This is a genomic window from Pseudomonas sp. P5_B2 (genome assembly GCF_056400445.1).
This window is the reverse complement of record NZ_JBFULH010001455.1, coordinates 1-576: the sequence shown is the minus strand read 5'-3', so window position 1 is coordinate 576 and position 576 is coordinate 1. Positions and strand designations below refer to the sequence as shown.

Below are 576 nucleotides of genomic sequence, written 5' to 3'. Positions count from 1 at the left end.
ACCGCCAGCAATGCCGAAATCGAGAAAGTCCTCGCCGAACACGGTGACCTGCCGCAAGCCAACTGGATGAAGTTACGTTGGCTGCGCTGGCTGGCCGAGCGTGGCGACTGGGCGACTTTCGTCAAGTATTACGACCCCAAGCTCAACTTCACCGAACTGGACTGCCTGAATGCGCAGTACCAGATCACCCACAACCAGAAGGCCGATGCGCAGTACCTGATCACCCACTGCATAACAAATGTTGCGAACTTATGCCGGTGGGCCTGCAAAGCTTTCGCCCGTCGCTGGCAAAAGGCTAAGCTACAGATTATTCAGTGCGGGCATTGCCCTACTTATCATGATTTCTCTGCCCGGATGTCTCATGCGCAGTCGCCTTTTCAGTCTTTTATCTTGTCTGCTTCTTACTGCCACAGCCGTGCAATCAGCCCAGGCGGTGGACTTGTCCACCCAACGCCAATATTACGATGAAGCCAAACGTRCCTTGGCCAAGGGCGATACCGGTCCTTATTTTCGCTACAGCCAGGCCCTCAGTGATTACCCTTATTTTCGCTACAGCCAGGCCCTCAGTGATTACCC

2 pseudogenes are annotated in these 576 nt (G+C 54.4%); both read left to right on the top strand.

What is annotated here, in order from left to right:
• A pseudogene (locus tag AC1DRJ_RS31800) lies at window positions 1–207 on the top strand (lytic murein transglycosylase); the annotation flags it as partial.
• Between the two features lie 154 nt (window positions 208–361).
• Window positions 362–576: pseudogene (locus tag AC1DRJ_RS31795) on the top strand (lytic murein transglycosylase); the annotation flags it as partial.